The sequence below is a fragment of the Levilactobacillus namurensis DSM 19117 genome (assembly GCF_001434785.1).
Taxonomy (GTDB): domain Bacteria; phylum Bacillota; class Bacilli; order Lactobacillales; family Lactobacillaceae; genus Levilactobacillus; species Levilactobacillus namurensis.
In genome coordinates this window covers 1-23,850 of sequence record NZ_AZDT01000036.1, presented here as the reverse complement: position 1 = coordinate 23,850, position 23,850 = coordinate 1, and the positions used below count along the sequence as shown (strand labels likewise).

Sequence of the window (23,850 nt, the reverse complement as noted above, 5' to 3'; positions counted from 1 at the left end):
CGGGAAGCACTGAACACGTTTTTAAATTCTATGATTCTAACGCACAACTCTGTTTAGACTGGCCGGTAAACCGTGACGTAGGTCCCAGCGATCTGGTAGATCACGTCACCATTTTCCGCGTAAGTCCAAGTCGTCGCATCTAAGGTCAACGGTACATTGACCAACGGTGCCTGACTATCTGCAGAGGCCGCGTAGACTTTGACGTAGTCCTGATCAGCCGTGATGTAACCCTCGAGGCCAAAGGTTGGCGATTGCGGGTTAATGTCGCGGACTTTCAGACGTAACGTCCCATCTGGCGATAAGGCCGTCCCGATGACCATCAACTCTGGCCGTTCAGCTAGTGGTCCTTGGAAGTTCAACCAAGCTAACCGGTGAGCTGACGTGAAGGTCGTGGAACTGTACAGGCCCACACGTTGCCGACCATCGATCAATAACCGCGCAACTTGAGCGGGGCCTTGACCGGCCGGTTGGCCAACGGTCGTGGTTGGGGCGATCCGTTGTAAGGCCTGCGCACTGTACTGGGTCCAAGCCAAGTTACCAGACAACCGACTTGGCGTTGCCGCGTAAGTCGTGGTATTTTGCACTGCCCGTTGCGTCCCAGCGTGGCGGTAGTTGACGCCCCGTTGTACCCGAACGTGCTTCTGGTGAATGGCTACCTTGCCGGTCTTGATCCATTGACGGTTGGCCGTGATGTACCGGCCGTTAGCCAACTGGATCCGGGTCGTCAAGTGGTAGTGCACGATGCGCTTGACCTTCAACTGTTGACCTTGACGGTAATGACCGACCTTCCCCTTCCGAGCGGCCGTCTTGTAGGCGTTGACACCCTTTGGATTCAGGATCGTAATCGTCTTGGTCTTCTGGTGCTTAGCCGTGGTCAACGTCTGGTAGTAAGTGTTCCGGACGTACTTCTTGTTGGCGGTAATGTAACCGACCAACCCATAGGTCTTCGACCCGTGGTTGACGTCCCGAACCTTGTACCGTAACTTCCCACTCTTCGAACGAGCCGTTCCCAGCACGACGAATTGTGGTTGCTTGGTCCGTGGCTGCTTAGCGTACCAGGTGATCCGGGTCTTCTTCGAGAAGTTTGGCGTCTTGTACAAGCCAATCTTCTTGATTGCCGAAACACTCTTGATTGGCGACTTGCTGATCTTATCAGCAGAGGAGCCATTCTGGAGCACTGGCGTTGCCGTTGGCGTGACGACGGCTTGGTCTGCCGCACCGTCGTTCACAATCGTTTCGGTGCCTTGACCAGAGTTACCTTGGCCGCTGTTGCCGTGATCCCCGTTACCACCTGGGATCGGCCGGTTAGCGTCCGTGATCGATTGGTCAATGCTGGTACTGATGGAAGCGGAGGTCTCAGCCGAAGCAACGGCGGAAGCTACTGCCGAATCTTCAGCGGAGGCGACGGCCGAAGCCGAAGCCGTGGCGGAATCAACTGCCGACGTACTTGCGGAGGCTTCACTCTGCGACATTGCGCTCAACGAAGCCGTGGAAGCCGAAGCGCTGATGGAATCTGCGCTCTGACTTTGTTCCAGTTCAGACGTCGCTGAAGCGGACGCTGCATCGGAGACTAACCGGTCACTGGCGCTGGCTTCGGAAGCGGAGACCGCGGAAGCCAAGCTCTCAGTGGATACGGACAAGTCACTCAAGCTGGCGATTGACGTTGAGAATTCGGATTGCGAAGCGGCGCTTAAGCTCCCTGCCGAAGCGGAAACTAACGACGTTTCACTAGCCAAACTCTGCGAAGCCGTACTCAAGCTGGTGATGACACTGGTCGTGACGGAGTCAATCAAGGAGTTCGACGTTGCCGCCTCACTCAGACTCTGGCTGACCGATTGCCATACGGAGGTTTCACTAGCCGCGCTTTCGGAGACCGAACTCAGACTATTCTGCGCACTGGTCAACGCGGATTGGGCCGCGGAGTCCGAAGCGGACGTGGCACTGGCCACGGCCGAACGACTGGCTGATACGGACGCCGCTTGACTTGCGGAAGCCGTCGATGCGCTAGTCGCCGCACTCTGCGAAGCACTTTGCGAAGCCACCATGGACGTCGAAGCGTCACTGGCTTGCGAGTTGGCGATCGAGATGCTGGTGCTGGTCTCGGACCAAGTCGACTGATCAGCCGACTCACTCGCGGACCGCTCACTCAAGCTGGTCAACGAATTCGAGACGCTCTGGTCGCTCTTAGAGGCACTGGCCATGCTATCCAAGGATTCGGAAACCATGGCTGATAAGCTGGCCTCGGAGATCGATTGAGCACTCAGACTCATGTTCGAGACGGAGGCTAACGATTCGGACGTGACGGATTGTTGACTGATGGCGGCGCTGGTCCGAGCACTCAGGCTCGCTTCAGCTTCCGACGTCGATGTCAACGCACTGGCATCCGAGGCGGACCGGTCACTCATGCTGGTCTCACTCGCGGAGATCGTGCTGGTGACCACGCTCAGCGAAGCGTTGGCCGATTGCGACGATGACGTGCTTGCGGAGGTGTGGGCCGAAGCCTCACTCGCGGATAACGCACTCAAGGAGTTCATCGAAGCCGAAGCACTGGCCGAAGCCTCACTCTGACTAGCCGCTGATTCGGACGCCATGGAAGCCGACGTGGAATCGGAAGCTACCCGTTCGCTCAAGCTGGTCGTGGATTCAGACGCAGCGGACAACTCACTTTGTTCAGACTGCGAAGCCACACTCAGACTGTTGATCGACGTGGACAGGTCGGACAACGAGTCAGCACTCAGGCTGGCCGTCGAAGCCGAAACCACAGCGGATTCACTGGCTAAGGCCTGTGACGTGTCACTCAAGCTGGTTATCGCGCTGGTCAGGGCCGAATCACTGGTGGTGACACTGGCACTGACGGAAGCCACGATGGACGCTTCACTGGCCGCACTGGTCGAGGCCGAAGCCAAGCTGGTTTCTGCGCTAGTGACCGCGGATTGTTCTGCGGAGACGGACGCTGAAGCCTCACTGTTGACTGCCGAAACGCTGGCAGCGACGGAAGCACTCACGCTTTCAGACTGGAGCGCCTCACTGGCCGCGGCACTCTGACTCGCGCTAGTCGAAGCCACCGTGGAAGCCGAAGCTTGACTGGCTTGCGACTGAGCCGTAGAAACGCTGGCGCTGGTCTCGGACCATTGCGATTGCAAGGACTGCTCGCTGACTGACTGTTCACTCAGACTGGTCAGGAAGTTCGAAACGCTCTGATCACTCTGCGATGCGCTGGTCAGGCTAGCCAACGACTTACTGATTTCAGCCGATTGACTGGCTTGCGAAGCGGACAACTCACTTAAGCTCATGTTCGAGATGGAAGCTAACGAGACAGAAGCCGCAGATTCTTGGCTGGTGGCGACGCTGACTTGAACACTCAAGCTGGCTTCGGAAGCGGAAACTTCAGCCGAAGCACTGGCGTCACTGACTAAGGCGTCACTCTGACTGGCTTCACTCGCGGAGATGGCACTGCCAACCTGACTCAGCGACGTAGAATCTACGAAGCTGGTCGAGGTGCTGGCCGATTGACTCGCGGACAATTCAGCCGAGGCGCTGGCCGATTCGTGGGCCGCCGACTCACTAGCCGACTGGGCACTTAACGAATTCAGGGAAGCGGAGACGCTAGCCGAAACAGCGCTCATTTGTGATTCAAGTTGTGACGTTGCGGAGACCGAAACGGAATCGAAGGCCGATTGACTGGCCATGCTGGTCTCAGATTCGGAAATCTCGGAGATCAGGCTGGTCGTGGAGGTCGACAGGTCGCTCAAGCTGCTAATAGATTGCGACAACTCGGACATCGAGTTGGCACTCAGGCTAGCCGCCGAAGCGGAGACTGCCGCCGACTGACTCGCTAAGTTCTGTGAAACGGTACTCATGCTGGTCATCGCACTGGTCGTGGCCGACGTGATGGCACTCTCGGAGTTAGCCGCTTGACTGAGGCTTTGACTCAGAGAAGCCACTGCCGAGGCCATCGCTGACGCACTGGCCACTGCCCCGCTCAGACTGTTCTCAACGCTGGTCAACGTGGATTGCTCAGCGGCGTCTGATGCGGAAGCTTCACTGGCAACGGCCGACTGGCTAGCGGCAACTGAGGCCGCCACGCTGGCCGATTCCGTGGCTTGTGAGGTGATCAGGCTGGTTTGTTGACTGGTTTGAACACTGGCGTCGGTCGAAGTCTCACTAGCCTGGTTGGCGGAAGTGAGGGCACTGGCGCTGGCTTCGGACCATTGCGATTGCAAGGACTGCTCGCTGATCGATTGCTCGCTCAGACTGGTCAAGGAATCCGAGACGCTTTGATCATCCTTGGATGCACTGGCCAAGCTGGTCAAGGACTTACTGATTTCAGCCGATTGACTGGCTTGCGAAGCCGATAAGTTGCTCAAACTCAGGTTGGAAATTGAATTAATGGATGCGGAAACTGAACCCAGAACACTCAGGTCGGTACTGGTCCGAGCACTCAGGCTGGTCTCAGATTCGGACATCGCTGTCGACACGCTGGCGTCGTCTAAGGACCGTTGACTCAAGCTGTTGTCACTCGCCGACATGGCGCTGACTACTTGACTCAAGGATGCCGAGTCCACCAGGCTAGTCGAGGTGCTGGCCGATTGACTCGCGGACAATTCAGCCGAGGCGCTAGCCGATTCGTGAGCCACAGATTCACTGGCAGATTGTTCACTCAGAGAAACCATGGACGTCGAAGCACTGACGGAGACCCCACTCAAGCTGGCCTCAAGTTCGGAGGTCAAGGAGACGGAGGCCGAGTCGGAAGCCGAATGCTCACTCATGCTGGTCTCAGAAGCGACCGCGTTCGAGAGTTCACTGGCCGTGGAGGTCGACAAGGTACTCAAGCTGTCGATGGACGTCGAGAACTCGGATAACGAGGCGGCACTCAGGCTAGCCGTTGAGGCCGAAGCCACAGCGGATTCACTCGCCAAGGCTTGTGAAGATTCGCTCAGACTGGTCATTGCGCTGGTCAAGGCCGAATCACTAGTGGTGACGCTAGCACTGACGGAAGCGACTGCGGAAGCCTCACTGGCCAGACTTGCCGAGGCCGAAGCCAAGCTGGTCTGGGCACTGTTGACCGCGGATTGTTCCGCCGAAGTTGAGGCGGAGGCTTCACTGGCGACTGCGGAGACGCTGGCCGCGACGGAAGCACTGACACTCTCAGACTGACGCGTTTCACTAGCTACCGCACTGGCACTGGCGCTGGTCGAAGCCACCGTCGAAGCGGAAGCTTGACTGGCCTGTGATTCAGCGATTGATACACTCGTGCTGGTCTCAGACCATTGCGATTGCAGGGACGCTTCACTGACCGACTGCTCGCTCAGGCTGGTCAAGGAGTCCGAGATGCTCTGATCATCCTTGGAAGCACTGGCTAAGCTGGTCAACGACTTACTGATCTCAGCCGATTGACTGGCTTCGGAAGCCGATAAGTTGCTCAAGCTGATGGTCGACAAGGAGTTCATTGAGGCCGAGGCACTGGCCGCCACACTCGCAGCGGTACTGGTCCGGGCGCTCAGGCTAGCTTCGGAAGTCGATGCATCGGCGGAAGCACTAGCATCCGCTTGCGACTGGTCGCTCATGCTGGTCTCGGAAACCGAGATGGCACTGACGACCTGACTCAGCGACGTGGAATCCACGAAGCTGGTCGAGGTGCTGGCCGATTGACTCGCGGACAATTCAGCCGAGGCACTGGCCGATTCGTGGGCCGCCGACTCGCTGGCCGACTGGTCACTCAAGGAGTTTAGTGATGCCGAAGCACTGGCCGAAGCGGCACTCATGCTGGCCTCACTCAACGACGTGATCGAGGCGGAGACGGATTCGGAAGCGCTCAACGAAGCGGCGCTAGCCATGGAAGCCGAGACCTGAGTCGAAGCACTGATGACCGACTCACTCATCTCACTGACACTGGCGATCGATGTCGACATATCGGAAACGGAAGCGGCACTTAAGCTAGCAGCCGATTCAGAAATGACGGCGGATTGACTGGCCAGAGCGGAACCTGCGGCACTGACACTAGCGACCGTTTCACTGTCACTGGCACTCACAGCTTCGGACATCGCGATGGACTCACTGGTCAAGGCATCACTGACGCTGGCGGCGTTGCTGGTGACCGCGGATTGAACGGCGGAGATGGACTCACTGGCCGTGCTCAATTCGGTGGCCCGGCTAGTCGAGGCATCCGCGGAGTTAGCGGCGGACGCCGTCGAAGCGGACGTCACAGCACTTTGTGAAGCTTCACTGGCTTCAGTCAAGCTGGTCGAGGCATCACTGGCTTGCGACTGGGCCACAGACTGGCTCTGACTAGCCTCAGACCATTGTGATTGCAAGGACTGCTCGCTGACCGATTGGGCACTCAAGCTGGCCAGGGAGTTCGACACACTCTGATCATCTTGCGACCCGCTGGCCAAGCTTGCCAAGGACTTACTGATCTCAGCCGATTGACTGGCTTCAGAAGCCGACAAGTCACTCAAGCTCATCTGGGAGACGGACGCTAAGGATTGCGATGCCTGAGAGTTCAGACTTTCATCGGCACTGTTCCGGGCACTTAGACTGGACGTTGAGGCGGAAACGATTGCTGATTGACTAGCATTGGATTCAGAAGCCGCGCTCAAGCTGTTCTCACTGGCCGACATGGCACTGAAGAGCTGACTTAAGGATGCGGAATCAACCAAGCTGGTCGAGGTACTTGCTGACTGACTCGCGGAAGTTTCAGCCGAACCACTCGCCGATTCGTGGGCTTGGGACTCACTGACCGACTGGTCGCTCAAGGAATTCATCGATGCCGAAACACTCGCGGAACGTTCACTCAAGCTATTTTCCAGCTCGGAGGTCGCGGAGACGGACCGAGAATCGGATGCCGACCGGTCACTCATGCTGGCCTCTGACTGGGAAACTTCGGAGATCAGACTAGTGGTCGACTTAGATAAGGTACTCAAGCTGGTGATAGATTCAGACAAGTTCGATAACGAGGTGGCACTCAGGCTGCCTTCAGCGGTCGAGATGACGGCCGATTGACTGGCCACAGCGGACGCAACCGCACTGGCACTAGTCATGGCGTCGGAGTCCTGTTGACTCTGCGCGGTCGACATCGCTGCCGAGGTGCTGGTCAAGGCCTCACTGACGCTAGCCTGGGCACTGGTCAACTGACTGTCGACCACTGACGTCGAGGCAAAGGCTTCACTGGTTACAGAGGCTTGGCTGGCCTGGGCCGAAGTCAAGGCACTGGCCGAAACCGTGGATTGTGAGGCCCGTTGACTCTGACTGACCTGCGAAGCTTGGGCCATCGAAGCAGCGGATTCACTAGCCTCAGACGCTGAAGTGGCCCGACTATCACTAGCCTGTGACCATTGCGACTGGGCAACCGAAGCACTCTGCGACTGCTGACTCAGACTGGTCAAGGCATCCGAAACAGTCTGATCACTGAGCGAAGCTTCGTTCAGACTGGTCAAGGACTTCGACATTTCGGAAACTTCACTGGCCATCGAAGCGGATTGGTTACTCAAGCTGGTGTCAGAGATCGAAGTTAACGACGTGGATTCAGCGGATAAGACGCTGATATCAGCGCTGGTCCGCGCGCTCAAGCTGGTCTCGGAAACGGACATTGTTGCCGAGATGCTGGCGTCATCTACAGACCGTTGACTCAGACTATTGTCACTGGCCGACATGGCACTCGTGACCTGACTCAAGGATGCAGAATCAATCAAGCTGGTCGAGGTACTTGCTGACTGACTCGCGGAGGTCTCTGCCGAAGCGGACGCCGAAGCGTGGGCGGCGGATTCCATCGCGGAAGCGGCACTCAACGAGGTCATGGCTTGCGACCCACTCGTCGAAGCGGCACTCATGCTGGCTTCGATCTGCGACGTGACGGAGACTGAGGCGGAATCGGAAGCCGATTGGGCACTCATGCTAGTCTCGGATTGGTCGTAAGCTGAACCCGCACTGTCTGCGGACCGTGAGGCGTCACTCAGACTCTCGATGGCTTGTGACAAGTCGGATTGCGAGGCTTCACTCAGACTCGCGGTCGACATGGACACTGCCGCGGACTCACTGGCCAAGGCCTGTGAATCGGTACTTAAACTGTTCAAGACGCTGGTAACCACCGTGGTCGACGTCGACGCAACGGTACTTAAGCTCTGAACTAATGATGTGATGATTGAATTGCTCAAGGAAGCCGACGTGACACTCTCTTGCACGCTAGCCAACGCGGAAGCAGCCGCTGAAGTTGACGCAACAGCTTCACTAGTGGCACTGGCTTGACTTGCGGAGGTGCTCATCGAGGCATTCATTGAGGCTTCAGAAGCCGAGGTGTCCGCGCTTTGTGAAGCCGCACTGGCTTCGTGTAAGCTGGTCGAAGCTGCGCTGGCTTGCGACTGGGCCCTGGAGGTACTCTGGCTCGCCTCAGACCATTGCGATTGCAAGGACTGCTCACTGACGGACTGTTCACTCAGACTACTCAAGGAGTTCGAGATACTCTGGTCGTCCTTCGAGGCACTCGCCAAGCTGGTCAACGACTTACTGATCTCAGCCGATTGACTGGCTTCAGAAGCCGATAAGTTGCTTAGGCTGGTGGTCGAAACGGAGGCCAAGGATTGTGATTGATTGGATTGTAAGCTCTCATCCGCACTGTTCCGGGCACTCAGGCTCGCTTCGGATTCGGCCATCCCGGCAGAGACGCTCGCATCAGCGGTGGACCGTTGACTCAAGCTGTCATTACCGGAAGCCAAGGCACTGGTGACCTGACTCAACGACTGCGAGTCAACTAAGCTGGTCGATTGACTAGCCGACTGACTGGCGGAAGTTGCTGCCGAACCACTCGCGGATTCGTGAGCGGAAGCTTCGCTCTGGGAACGTTCGCTCAGGGAGGCGACGGCATCCGATGCGCTAGCCGCTAAGTCACTCAGACTCGCTTCGAGTTCGGAGGTGGCAGAGACGGACCGGGAATCGGAAGCCGACCGATCACTCATGCTGCCCTCAGATTCGGAAATCTGGGAGATCAGGCTGGTGGTCGACTTGGATAAGGTACTCAAGCTCTCGATGGATTGCGACAAGTCGGATTGCGAACTCTCACTCAGGCTGGTAGCCGACATGGAGACGCTAGCCGAAACGCTGGCAATCACGGAACCGACCTCACTCGCACTTTGAATGGCTTGTGAATCGGATTCACTCCGTGCTTGCGACATCATCATCGAGTTGCTTGCCAAGGCCTGACTGACGCTGGTCTCAGCGGAGGTGACCACGGATTGCGCTTCACTAGCCGACTGGCTGGCGGTACTCAATTCAGTGGCCCGACTGGTCGAGGCCGTGGCGGAATCGTTTGCCGAAGCCGTCGATGCGGAGATCTGGGCACTCTGGGACTCAGCACTAGCTTGGTCCTCGCTCAGCGAGGCGTCACTAGCTTGTGACTGGGCCACGGAAGTACTTTGACTGGCTTCAGACCATTGCGACTGCAAGGACTGCTCACTGACGGATTGGTCGCTCAGGCTGGTCAAGGAGTTCGAGATACTCTGATCATCCTTGGAAGCACTGGCTAAGCTGGTCAACGACTTACTGATTTCAGCCGATTGACTGGCTTGCGAAGCCGACAAGTTGCTCAAGCTCATCTGGGAGACGGATGCCAAGCTGATGGAAGCGGTCGATAACTGACTCTCATCGGCACTGGTCCGGGTGCTCAGACTCTGTTCGGAGGCCGACATCACAGCGGAAACGCTGGCATCAGCAGTGGAACGAGCACTCAAGCTGTTGTCACTAGCCGAGATACTATCGGTGATTTGACTCAAGGATTGCGACTGAACCACGCTGGTCGACTGACTCGCGGATTGACTAGCGGAAATGCTGGTCGAAGTGTCCGCACTCGCGGATTGATGCTGTGACGCAACCGCTGAAGCGGAAGCACTGGCATCTGCCGAAGCGCTCGCGGATTCGTGGGCTGCCGACTCACTGGCCGACTGTTCACTCAACGAGGCCATCGACCCGGACGCACTGACGGAGGCGGCACTCAAGCTGGCTTCGAGTTCGGAGGTCGCGGAGACGGAGCGGGAATCAGAAGCAGACCGGTCACTCATGCTGGCTTCAGAATCAGAAATCTGGGAAACCAGACTGATGGTCGACTGCGATAAGTCACTCAAGCTCTCGATAGATTGTGATAAGTCGGATTGTGAACTCTGGCTTAGGCTGGTTGCGGAAGCGGAGATCACTGCCGATTGACTGGCAATCGTGGAGCCGACTTCACTGGCGCTCTGGATGGCTTGATCATCGCTTTGACTCTGAGCCACGGACATGGCGATCGAGTTGCTAGTCAAGGCATCACTGACGCTGGCCATGGTACTGGTCAGAACGGACTGGGCGGTTGAAGCCGATTCACTGGCCGCACTCAACTCAGCCGCTCGACTGGTCGAAGCCGTGGCGGAATCGTTCGCCGAGGCCGTCGATGCGGAAGTGACTGCGCTTTGTGAGGCGACACTGGCGTCATGCAGGCTAGTCGATGCTGCGCTAGCTTGCGACTGGGCGACGGACTGACTCTGGCTAGCTTCAGACCACTGCGACTGCAAGGACTGCTCGCTGACGGACTGGGCACTCAAGCTGGTCAAGGAGTTCGACGCGCTCTGATCTTGGTTCGAGGATTCAGCCAGGCTAGTGACCGACTTACTGATTTCAGCTGATTGACTGGCCTCAGAGGCTGACAAGTTACTCAAGCTTTGTTGTGAAGTGGAAGCCAAGCTCAACGAGTTGGTCGAGAATTGACTCTCATCGGCACTGGTCCGGGCACTCAAGCTCTGTTCAGATTCTGACATGATGGTCGAGATCGACGCATCCGCCGTAGAACGAGCACTCAGACTATTGTCACTGGCCGAGATGCTGGCCGTAACCTGACTCAACGAGGCCGAATCAACCAAGCTGGTCGACTGGCTCGCCGATTGACTGGCCGACGTGGCTGCGGAATCACTCGCGGATTCGTGAGCCAGCGACTCGCTGACGGACTGATCACTCAAGGAGTTCAGCGAAGCGGACGCACTCGCGGACAAGACGCTCAGGCTGTTCTCCAACTCAGACGTTGCGGAAACCGACTGGGAATCGAACGCGGACCGATCAGCTAAGCTCCCCTCACTTGCGGAGGCCTGGTCAATCAGACTGGTCATGGACTTGGAAGCCCCACTCAGACTAGTGATAGACTTGGACAACTCGGAGATCGAGTTGGCACTCAGGCTGGCCGCGGAAGCGGAAACGATGCCGGACGCACTAGCAAGTGCGGAGGCCGTCGTGCTGACACTGGCGATAGCTTGACTGTCATCTTGACTCTGTGCCGTGGACATCGCAGCAGAGGTACTGGTCAAGGCTTGACTGAGGCTGGTTTCAGCACTGGTCAAGGTCGACTGGTCGGCCGCCATCGAAGCGGACGCCGTACTCTGGAGCTGAGCCGTTGAAGAGGACGCTTCAGCCGAAGCCGCGGCTTGCGAGTTGGCTTGGCTGGTGGCCACGCTGACGGAGACGCTGTTGGCAGTGGCGTCAGAGGCCGAAGCGACACTGGCTTGTGACCGCGCTACGGAGATGCTCTTGCTGGTTTCGGACCATTGCGACTGGGCCGCGGATTGACTCTGCGACTGCTCACTCAGACTGGCTAAGGAGTCGGAAACGCTCTGGTCCTCTTGTGACCCACTGGCCATGCTGGTCAGGGACTTGGAGATCTCAGAGAACTCACTTGCGGTCGAAGCTTCTTGGTTACTTAAACTGTTATTAGAAATGGAATCTAAGGAAATTGAATTCTGAGAAAGGACGCTCTCATCGGCACTGGTCCGAGCACTCAGACTGACTTCCGACTTAGATAATTCGGAAGCTTGACTGGCGTCAGCTAAGGACTGCTGGCTCAGACTGGCTGCGCTGACCGACATCTCGCTGTTCACGATGCTCAAGGAGGTCGAATCAACTAGGCTCGTCGACTGACTGGCCGATTGACTCGCCGAGGTTTCTGCCGAAGCAGAAGCCGATTCATGAGCGACCGATTCACTAGCAGATTGGGCGCTCAGCGATTGCAGCGAAGCCGAAGCACTAGCCGAAACCACGCTCTGACTGGCTTCAACCTGTGACGTGATCGAGACGGAGACTGATTCGGACGCCGACATCGATGCCACACTGGCTTCGGAAGCGGAGACTTGCGCGGACGTGCTGATTGCGGAACGACTCAAGTCACTCAGACTCTCGATAGCTTGTGACAAGTCGGATTGCGAAGCCTGACTCAGGCTCGCGACGGAAGCGGAGACCATGGCTGACTGACTAGCCATCGTGGAAGCTGCCTCACTGGCACTCGCGACCGCTTCACTATCGCTTTGCTGGATAGCTTGCGATAAGTTGGCGGATTCGCTGGCCAAGGCATCACTGACGCTAGCCGCGGTACTGGTCAACGTTGACTCTTCAGAGGCAACTGAAGCACTGGCGGTGCTCAACTCAGTCGCCCGACTGGTCGAGGCGTCGGCGGAGTTAGCGGCGGACGCCGTTGACGTGGACGTCACGGCACTTTGCGATGCGACGCTGGCTTCATTCAAGCTGGTCGAGGCATCACTGGCTTGTGACTGGGCCACGGAGAGACTCTGGCTGGCTTCAGACCATTGCGATTGCAAGGACTGCTCGCTGACCGACTGTTCGCTCAGACTGTTCAGGGAGTTCGAGATACTCTGGTCGTCTTTAGAAGCACTGGCCAGACTTGCCAAGGACTTACTGATTTCAGCCGATTGACTGGCTTCAGAAGCCGACAAGTTGCTCAAGCTCATCTGGGAAACGGAGGCTAAGGATTGTGAGAACACGGAGTTCAGACTTTCATTCGCGCTGTTCCGCGCACTCAGACTAGCCGTCGAAGCGGATAAGATCGCCGATTGGCTGGCATCGGAAGCGGAGACTTGGCTCAGGCTGTTGGCACTGGCTGAGGCTTCACTCATCACGATGCTCAACGACGTCGAATCAACTAAGCTGGTCGATTGACTCGCGGACTGGCTCGCCGAGGTCTCTGCCGAAGCAGAAGCCGACGCGTGAGCCACAGACTCACTGGCGGATTGTTCACTTAAGGAGACCATCGAGCTCGAAGCACTGACGGAAGCCCCACTCAAGCTGGCAACTAACTCGGAAGTCATCGAAGCCGAGGCATCATCGGACTCGGACCGCGTCGATAAGCTGGCGACGGACTCGGACGCAACGATGCTTTGACTATCCGTGGAAGCCGAGGCATCACTCAAACTCATGATTGACTTGGACAACTCGGAGATCGAGTTGGCACTCATGCTGGCTTCAGAAGCGGACAGCACGGCCGATGCACTGGTCAGTGCGGAGCCGACTTGGCTGGCGCTGACGATGGCCCGACTGTCATTGGCACTGGCGGCCGCTGAAGTGGCTGCGGAGTTGCTATTCAAGGCTTCACTCAGACTATCTTGCGTACTGGTCAAGCCAGATTGCGCAGCGGACTCAGAAGCCCAGGCATCGCTATTGGCGATCGATTGACTAGTGGCAACACTCGTAGAAGCTTCCGCCGAAACGTGGGCTTCAGAGGTTGCGGCACTCTGCGAGGCTTCACTGGCATCGTGCAGACTGGTTGACGCTGCACTAGCTTGCGACTGGGCCACGGATTGACTCTGGCTGGCTTCGGACCATTGCGACTGCAAGGACTGCTCGCTAGTCGACTGGTCACTCAAGCTGGTCAGGGAATCTGAGATGGCTTGGTCGTCTTTGGAAGCACTGGCCAGGCTGGTCAAGGACTTGCTGATTTCAGCTGATTGACTGGCTTCAGAAGCCGATAAGTTGCTTAAGCTCATCTGGGAAACGGAGGCCAAACTGATGGAGTTCGTCGAGGTCTGGCTTTCCGCTAAGCTGGTAGTGGCACTCAGACTGGCTTCGGACTGGGACAGCTCAGAGGCTTCACTGGCGATGGCCTGTGAGGCTTGACTGAGACTGGCTTCACTTACCGAAATCTGACTGTTGACCACGCTCAACGACGTGGAATCAACCAGACTGGTCGAGGTGCTAGCGGACTGACTCGCGGACGTTTCCGCAGAAGCGGAGGCTGAGGCGTGGGCCACGGACTCGCTGGCAGATTGTTCACTCAGGGACCGGTCGGCCGTCGAGGCACTCGCGGAAGCTTCGCTCAATTGCGATTCAACCGTGGACGTGGCGGAGATCGATTCGGAGTTTGCCAAGGATTGGTGACTCATGCTGGTCTCGGCACTGGTGATGGCCGACGTCAAACTGTTCATCGACTTGGACGCGTCACTTTGACTCTCGATAGCCGTGGACAGATCCGACATGGAAGCGGCACTCAGGCTGGCATCCGAAACGGATGCAGCGGTAGAAGCGCTTGCCAATGCGGAAGCCACTTCACTGGCACTTTGAATGGCTTGACTGTCATCTTGGCTCTGCGCTTGTGACATAACCGCCGAGTTGCTAGTGATGGCGGTGCTCAAGCTACTCTGAACACTTTGTGAAACGGATTGATCAGCCGAGACGGAAGCCGAGGCATCGCTAGCGGAGGCGGCTTGCTCAGTGGAGATGGAAGCCGAAGTCTTCGCGGATGCCGTGGAAGCGGACGTGACCGCACTCAATGACGCTTCACTGGCGTCATGCAGGCTGGTCGATGCCGCGCTGGCTTGCGACTGGGCCACGGATTGACTCTGGCTAGCTTGTGACCATTGCGATTGCAAGGACTGTTCACTGACAGATTGTTGACTCAAGCTATCCAGGGAGTTCGAGATGCTCTGGTCGTCTTTGGAAGCACTGGCCAGACTAGCTAAGGACTTGCTGATTTCAGCCGATTGACTGGCTTCAGAAGCCGATAAGTTACTCAAACTAGTGGTAGAAATAGAATTTAAGGATTCGGATTGAGCCGAAGCGATACTCTGATCAGCGCTGTTCCGAACGCTCAGGCTGGCTTCAGCACTGGCGGTCGAGACGGACGCTGCGGCATCACTTTCGGAGCGTTGACTCAAGCTGGCCGCACTTACGGACAACTCACTGTTGACGGCGCTTAAGGAAGCAGAGTCCACTAAGCTAGTCGAGGTACTTGCCGACTGGCTTGCGGAAGTCTCTGCTGACGCGGAAGCCGAAGCGTGAGCGACGGATTCGGCCGCACTAGCTTCACTCAACGACGTCACGGCTTGTGAGTCGCTGGCCGATCCGCTAGCCAAGCTGGCTTCAACTTGGGACGTTACGGAGACGGAGACCGATTCGGACGCGGATAAGGAGGCCGCACTGGCTTCAGACGCGGAGACTTGTGCGGAGGTGCTCATCGCGGAATCGCTCTGGTCACTCAGGCTCTCGATGGACTTGGACAAGTCGGACATTGAGGCTTCGCTCAAGCTGGCGACGGACGTGGAGATGGCTGCCGATTGACTGGCAATCGTGGAAGCCGCCTCACTGGCACTCGCTGCTGCTTCGCTATCACTTTGCTGGATGGCTTGCGACTGGTTAGCCGATTCGCTGGTCAACGCGTCACTGACACTGGCGGCAGCGCTGGTCAAGGTCGACTCTTCAGAAGCAACCGATTCACTCGCGTTGCTCATCTCGGTCGCCCGACTCGTTGACGCCTCAGCTGAGGCGTTCGCGGAAGCCGTCGAGGTGGACGTGGCTGCGCTCAACGAAGCTTCGCTGGCGTCGTGTAAGCTGGTCGACGCATCACTGGCTTGCGACTGGGCAACCGACAGACTCTGGCTAGCTTCAGACCATTGCGATTGCAAGGACTGTTCACTGACCGACTGCTCGCTCAGGCTGCTCAAGGAGTTCGAGATACTCTGGTCGTCTTTAGAAGCACTGGCCAGGCTAGCTAACGACTTGCTGATTTCAGCCGACTGGCTGGCCTCAGAAGCCGATAAGTTGCTGACGCTCAACTGGGAAACGGAGGCTTCGGACATGGACGCCACGGAAGCTTGGCTCTCGTTGGCACTGTTCCGGGCACTCAGACTCGCGGTCGAGGCGGACAAGATAGCCGATTGACTGGCATCGGAAGCGGAGACTTGGCTCAGGCTGTTAGCACTAGCCGAAGCTTCACTCATCACGATGCTTAAGGACGTCGAGTCCACTAAGCTGGTCGATTGACTGGCTGATTGACTCGCGGAGGTCTCTGCTGACGCGGAGGCCGATGCGTGGGAAGCCGATTCCATTGCGGAGGCTTCACTCAACGACGTCACGGCTTGCGACCCACTAGCCGAAGCACTGGCTTGGCTGGCCTCAGCTTGGGACGTGATCGAGACGGAGACCGACTCGGACGCGGACAAGGATTCGGCGCTGGCTTGTGAAGCGGAGACTTGCGCTGACGTGCTGATGGCCGATTCGCTCATCTCACTGACACTGGCGATGGACGTCGACATGTCGGAGACGGAAGCTTCGCTCAGACTAGCAGCGGATTCGGAAATCACAACTGACTGACTGGTCAGAACGGACCCGGCTTGACTGACGCTGGCCACAGCCTCGCTGTCGCTGGCACTAACGGCCTCGGACATGGCGATCGACTGACTGGTCAAGGCCTCACTGACGCTGGTGGCGTTACTGGTCAACGTCGATTGATCGGCGGACGCAGAGCCACTGGCATTACTCATTTCGGTTGCCCGACTGGTCGAGGCATCAGCGGAATTATTCGCGGAAGCCGTCGAAGCGGACGTGGCTGCACTGGCCGAAGCTTCACTGGCGTCGTGGAGACTGGTCGAGGCATCACTAGCTTGTGATTGGGCCACGGAGAGACTCTGACTGGCTTCAGACCATTGCGATTGCAAGGACTGCTCGCTGACGGATTGGTCGCTCAGGCTGGTCAAGGAGTCGGAGATACTCTGATCATCCTTGGAAGCACTGGCCAGGCTAGCCAACGACTTACTGATTTCGGCCGATTGACTGGCTTCAGAAGCGGACAGGTTGCTTAAGCTCATCTGCGAAACGGAGGCTTCGGAGATGGACGCTACGGACCGCAAACTCTCATCGGCACTGTTCCGGGCACTCAGGCTCGCAACGGATTCGGATAAGGCGGCCGAGGTGCTGGCATCCGATTCAGAAACTTGGCTCAGGCTGTTGGCACTGGCGGAAGCTTCACTGAGAACCGAATTCAAGGACGTCGACTGACTCGCCGACTGGCTAGCAGAGACTTCAGCGGAATCACTCGTGGAAACCACTGCGGAGGCGCTGGCCGATTGACTATCCGCTAACGCTTTCGAGGTAGAAGCGGACTGAGCCGCGGAGACCTCGGCGGAGGCACTAGCTGATTCGTGAGCCGAACCCAGGCTTTGGGAACGGTCAGCCAAGGACTTCATGGAGGCCGAAGCGCTGGCCACTAAGTCACTCATCGACGCTTCAGAAGCGGAGGTATCCGAGACGGAAACGGATTGCGAGGCGTTCTCTGACGCTAAGCTGGCTTCCGAATCCGAGATCTGGGACATCAGGCTCTTAGTCGACTGGGCTTGGGTGCTCAGACTGGCGACACTCTGGGAGAAGTCGGAGACTGAGGCTTCACTCATGCTGGTGACCGCTTGAGAAACTACGGCGGAAGCACTGGCAATCGTCGACCCTTCAATGTGGGCACTCTGAATCGCGGAATCGTTACCCGAACTCAGGGCCTGTGACATGGCTTGCGAGTTGCTGGTCATGGCGTCACTGACGCTAGTTGCCGCGCTGGTCAAGACGGATTGATCCGTTGAGACGGACGCGATGTTTTGACTCTGCTCCCCAGATTGAACTTGCGATGCGTGAACCGACTGGTCGCTGGCTGATGCAGCGGCACTAATTGACGCGGTTTGACTCTCTTGAGTCGTCGCGGAAGCGGCACTGGCCGATTCGTTGGCCTTAGAGAGACTGACACTTTGTTCAGACCACTCGGACTGCGTTTGCGAGTCCGTCGTGGATTGATTACTGAGACTGGTCAAGGCATCCGAGATCGTATCGTCGCTCCCGTTAGTCTGACTCAGGCTAACCAGGGACTTCGACATCTCAGAGAGTTGACTGGCTTCGGATGAGGTGTATTCACTGACACTCGCATCCGATAAGGACATTAAGGATTGTGAGTAAACGGATAACTCACTGGCGTTGGCGCTGTCCCGGGCGCTCAGACTGGCCGTGACATCCGACAAGGACGCCGCTAAGCTGGCATCGTCAACGGACCGTTGACTCAGGCTGTTGTCACTGGCCGACATGGAGGCCACGACTTCGCTCAAGGACGCTGCGGCACTCACACTCGCTTTGGCGCTAGCGGATTGCGAAGCAGAGATCGCGGCGGACGTCTTAGCGGAAGTTTCCGCAGAAGCACTCGCCTGCTGACTCTGGTGGACGCTCTGAGAAGTAGCCGCAGAGGCCATCGCGGACAGACTGGCGTCAGCTGAAGCAACACTTAACAGTTGGTCACTCATGCTGGCTTCAGACGCGGAAACCATGGAAACTGACGCACCGGCGGAGGCCGAAACTTCACTGAAGCTGGCTTCGGATTCCGAGATGGTGGACAATTCACTGGCAACCGAAGCGGAACCTTCACTAACACTGGCTAATGACTGGGACGTCGCGGAAGCGATACTGCCAGCAGACAAGGATTCGTGTGCGGCGGACGTCGACTGCGACTGACTCAGGTCGGACAACGAGGCGTTGCTCAAGCTGGTCCGGGAGTCATCGATCTCGGAGAGTTGTTGTGACTGGCTCAACGAAACCGTGCTGAGACTAGCGGCGGATTCGGAGAACTCGGCCATCTGAGACGCATCCCCAGAGACGGACTGGCTGACGCTGGTCAGGACACTGGCAGTCGCGGATTCAGACGCGGAACCTTGACTCAGGCTGTTGTCCGAGGCTTGGACCTCAGAAGTGACCCGTGACTCGGAAGCGGTCACCCGACTGTCTTGTGCCGAGGTGTTCGCGGAAGTAGACGCACTCGCGGAGGCCTGACTAGCTAATTGGCTGGCCACTAGGTCGGCGGAGTCTTGTAACGAGGTGCTGGCCGAAACGCTGGCGTCGTGTTGTGACGTCGCTACGCTATCGGCAACCTTTTGACTGGTGGAGGCACTGGCGGCTTGCTTATCGGAAAGCGAAGCGGCCGCGGAAGCTTGCGCACTCTGTTCACCAGATTGAACGGCTTGGGATTCAGAGGACTGGCTCAGGCTATCCATGGCCTGGCTGGTCTCACTGTCGATGGTCCCCGTGTCACTCATGCTGGCCAGCGACTTCGACATCTCGGAGACTTGGCTGGTCTGGACACTTAAGCTTTGTTGACTCAGCGACGTTGCGGACTTGGAGATTTGCGATAATTCACTCCGGTCGGAAGCGACCCGGCTGTCCAGGCTAGCTTGCGATTCGGATAAGGCTTGCGACAGGCTCTGATCATCCAAAGACCGTTGACTCAGGCTGTGGTCCGAGGCACTCATGGAAGCGGAGATGGTACTCAACGAGTTCAGCGCTTCGCTAGCTTGGCTCAAGGATTGCGCAGCTGAGGCGCTAGCCGTGGCACTCGCCGACGCGTTGGCTGAAGCGACCTGACTCAGACTAGCGGCCGATTGTGAAACTTGGGCGGAAGTCTGAGCGGAAGTGGACGCTTGGGCACTGGCGAACCGACTGTCGCTGGCGGAGGCGTCAGCGGAAGCCGAGGCAGAGGTCGAGGCACTGGCCTTTTGGCTGGCGGAAATCTCTTCACTGATCGACTGGTTGACTGATTGCCGAACCGATTGACTGACCGATTGACTAGCGATGGCTTGGCTCATGGATACCGAGGCATCCGACATACTCTGCTCAACGGAAATGATGGCCGACTCAGAAGCTTGGTCTGAGACTAACCGGTCACTCACGCTGGCTTCGGAGGCTTGCGCGACGGATTGGGCCACGGAAGCCGAAACGGAAGCCGCGCTGACACTTTCATCCGATAAGGAGATGGCTTGCGATTGACTGGCCATTGAAGCGGACATCTGTGACAGTGAGTTGGCTAACGACTGACTGGCCAACGAGTTCGATGCACTAATCAGGCTGTCGACCGACGCGGACATGACTGAATTATCGTTCGCAATCGACGTAGACAGATCACTGACGGACTTGATGGCTTCGGATGCTGCGGATTGATCGAAGTCTTCTGATTCTAGACTCTGACTAGTAATGGAAGCGGAAATGTCCGAAACTTCACTCTCCTGTGATGCGGAGGCCAAGCTCAGACTGGTGTTCCGGGAGGTCACTTGCGAAACCACGGCCGAAGTCGACGCAATGGCCTGACTTTGACTGGCGTTGGTTTGCGACTCCTGAACGGAATTCCGTTCACTCTGAGAGGCAATCGATTTAGATTCTTGAATCGACGTGCTAGCAGACGCCTCTTGAGAATCCTGAACGGATTGCGACGTCTTGGTTGAAGTCGACGCTACCGCACTCTGAGAAGCCGCGCTTTCAGCCGCTTCAGAGGTGGACGCAGAGGCTGCCGCGCTGGCCGAGGCGTCACTTTGACTCCGTTCGGAGTTGTCGCTGGCCAGTTCCTTGGAGGCTTCACTCAGACTCTTCAGAGAGGCCGAGATGCTGGCATCCGACGTGGAGGCCTCGTTGACACTCTTCAGGGACTGGGAAACTTCAGAATTAACACTATCTAATGATTTTTGACTCTGTTCAGACATGGAGGCCATGGACTGCGACTGTACGGATAACTGACTCTGGTCCGCACTGGTCCGCTGGCTCATGCTGGCTTCGGACGCGGAAACGGAAGCTAAGGTGCTGGCTTCGGCTTCAGACTGGGCACTCACACTCGCGTCACTAGCCGAAACGCTGGCTTCGACGTCGCTTAAGGAGGCTTCACTGCCTGAAACTTCGGCGGAGAGGCTCAACGAAGCATCACTAATAGACGCATCGCTGGCATCGGCCGTACTGGTAGAAGCCGATTGTGATTGACTGACAATGGCGCTGACCGAAGTAGCGACCGATTGACTGGTCACCATACTGGTCGAGGCTTGGGCTTCGGACGTTGCCGCGGAAGTCGAGGCTTCTTGCGAAACCACGATAGCGTAAACCACTTTCGAAACAGTCTGGTTACTGGTTGGGTCCGTTACGGTAATGGTAACCGGATAATACCCAACCTTATTCCAGTCAACGTTTAGTGTGTTGGTAACGGCCTTCCCCGTCAGATCCGTCTTACCATCGGCCGACGTGGCCTTATCCACGAACGAAATGATAGGCGTTGGATCCGCCAGGACGTTGGTGACGTTATGGGCAATGATGGTTGGTAAGTATTGTTCATCGATGGCCTTTTGAATGGTCAAAGTCCCCGAGTAAGCTGCTAGGGACGCAGCGGTTGGTACGGCCACACTGGCTTTAGTCGTTGCCGACTGACTGGCCAGAACCGTCCCATTGATGTAATCCAACAGCTTCTGGGCACCAGCATCGGTTAAGTGGTAGGCGTAGTCGCCGACCTTAGCGCCATCATTCGTGACCACTAAGTCATCTTTACTGATTTGATACCCTTGGGCACCCGCGGAACCTTCCTCATTCACACCGTTATTCCATGAAGGATAGACGGTCTGCGTGTCGGGAAGCATCGTGCTGGCGTTTTGGGTATTGTAATAACCCTCAATGGTCTTTAAGAAGTCGTAATTGTAGCCAGCAGATCTGACGTAGGCAAATTTGACGGCCGTCGTCGCGGTACTTCCAGTTAACGCAACATCTGGAGATTCTTCAGCAGCACTGTACATGGTCGCCGTATCACCGGTGACATTGTTTAACGTTACTGGGTTGGTTGAACCGACACTCCACCCAGAATCAGGCGTCTGTGCCGTGATTGTTACGGATTTACCAGCTAACGTGTTAACCGTTGTTGTTTGGTTCTTACCCATACTGGTCTTTAAGAAATTAGCAGATTGTTGAGCTGAACCTGAAGAATTTGTAACGGTAATGGTAACTAAGTTCTGGTTATAACCATCGGTAAACAGCCGACCGGCCAGTCCCTTTTCGTTGTATAGTCCCTTCGACGCCGTGACATAATCACTAGTACTCCCATCATCTTGATAATTAAAGCCGTTATAAGAACCCGCTTCTTCAACTGAAGGAATTTGACCATTAGTCGATTCTTCATATTTCTGCTCTGCCAAAGATTGGCCAGCGTTAAAAGCTCGGGTCGCTGCAGCCAGCTCTTGTGCATACGCCTTGTCAAAGACTTCGTAAACAAATTGATCCATGTAATCCGCCATGGCATCGGCTTGGGCCTGAGTAGGCATATTAGCAGGTGTTGTCGCGTATAGCGGATCTGATGCTCGCACAAACACAGGTAATTGATCATAGGCCGTAGAAGCACCAATCCCTACCCGGTCACGAATGTACTTACCATTAATATCCTTTAATTCTGAATTTTCTGCCGTGAGGGTGCCAGCGTCAGCTTTATCAATCGTTTGTCCCGTACTAGACGAAACAGCCGCAACAATGTTGGTGTTACCGACACCTTCCGTATCCCCGATAGCTGTCGCGTGCACGATATCATTGGCGTATACCATGGCCCGGTACGGCGTATCGTTTAGCCGAAGAGCACGCATGATTTGGGAGTAAACCCCGACTTCGATGGCAGCGTGGGAAGTTGCTAAACCTTCGTACGCTGGGTTCGTGTACATGTACTTGGCTTGATTTTCTGCCAATTGGTCCGTGGTCATATTCGGGTAGTTTACATAGTCATTCAGCGCCGCTTTGGCCGCAGAATATTCAACGTCGTAAAGTTGCTTAATAACCGCTTGCGCGCCTTCTCCACTCCGGACATAGTCCAACGCGGAATTATTGGCATCAAAGGTATGTGCCACACCATTCTCAACTTCATTGGTAGTTCCCGTAGCAGAACTCCGGTTCAGAATTTCATCGGCTTCATCTTCAGATAATTTTCCATTGGTGACCAATTGATCCACAATTTCCGTAATATTAGTTTTCTCTTGACCACCTAACGCATCAACGTTGGCAACCGTCATCACGTTACCAATAACTTTTTGCGTCCAGGCATAGCCAGCGGCTTCCGCAAGTGATGATAATTTATCAGAATCACCATCATTATTGGTGGTATGCGTCGCATTTAAAATACTAGCTGGGTCAGTTTCCGAGTAGCCATTTATTGAACTGTACGGTGATTTATTCGTACCTGAGTCACCATAAACATAACCATTTTGAAGAAAACCCTTCAAAGCCTGATCTTCTCCAATAGCCCAACTGTTTTCAATAGCCGCTGTCGCGTTAGCTACCAAAGCTTCATAGACGTGCTGGAACAAACTAGTCTTCAGTAAACTGGTCATGCCTAACGTATTGACCAAAGATTCCGTGGCACTATTTAGTCCCACGGCTTGTACCAAAGTAGCTGGCGCATAGTCGTCATCCGCCATAGTCCCGCCAATGGACCGGACATCAGATAACGCCTGCTTAGCAATCCCATTAATTAAGTTCGGGGCAATAACCCCAATGTACATGTTTAAAGCATTAGCAGCTGAACTAATACTGGAATTTGCAATATTATCCGAAATGTTATTGTATTTTAGAACATCACTAGCATAAGTCGTCCCGACTAAATTATTCAAAACCGTTAATACTGTTGACCCAGCTACCGCACCAGCACTGGCATTCCCATCACCGGATAAAGCTGATGAATCATATTTTTGATTATCTAACAATGAATTAGCGGTTGAGGCATTCTTAGCCTGATCAGCAACACCATCCAACCACTGATAAACGCCAGAAGTGAAATCTCGTGTGTAATCGGAATAGCCCTGATTGTAGTCTTTACTCTGGTCAGACTTATAGTTCGAATCAGTCCACACTGGGGCAGCTGCACTTGTACTTTCTTGTAGCGATTGATTTTCATCATAATCTGTAAATAGCTCTGATAACTTTGCTATAGTCCCCTTAAGGTTGACAGATGAAAAACTATAATTCATCTATCAATTT

Annotated in this window: 1 protein-coding gene; it reads right to left on the bottom strand. The window is 56.0% G+C overall.

Features of this window, described 5'->3' with window-relative positions:
- Positions 1 to 53: 53 nt before the first annotated feature.
- Positions 54 to 23,723, bottom strand: a complete 23,670-nt coding sequence (locus FD30_RS06245; RefSeq protein WP_056944319.1) for a DUF5776 domain-containing protein — start codon at positions 23,721 to 23,723, stop codon at positions 54 to 56.
- Positions 23,724 to 23,850: the final 127 nt, after the last annotated feature.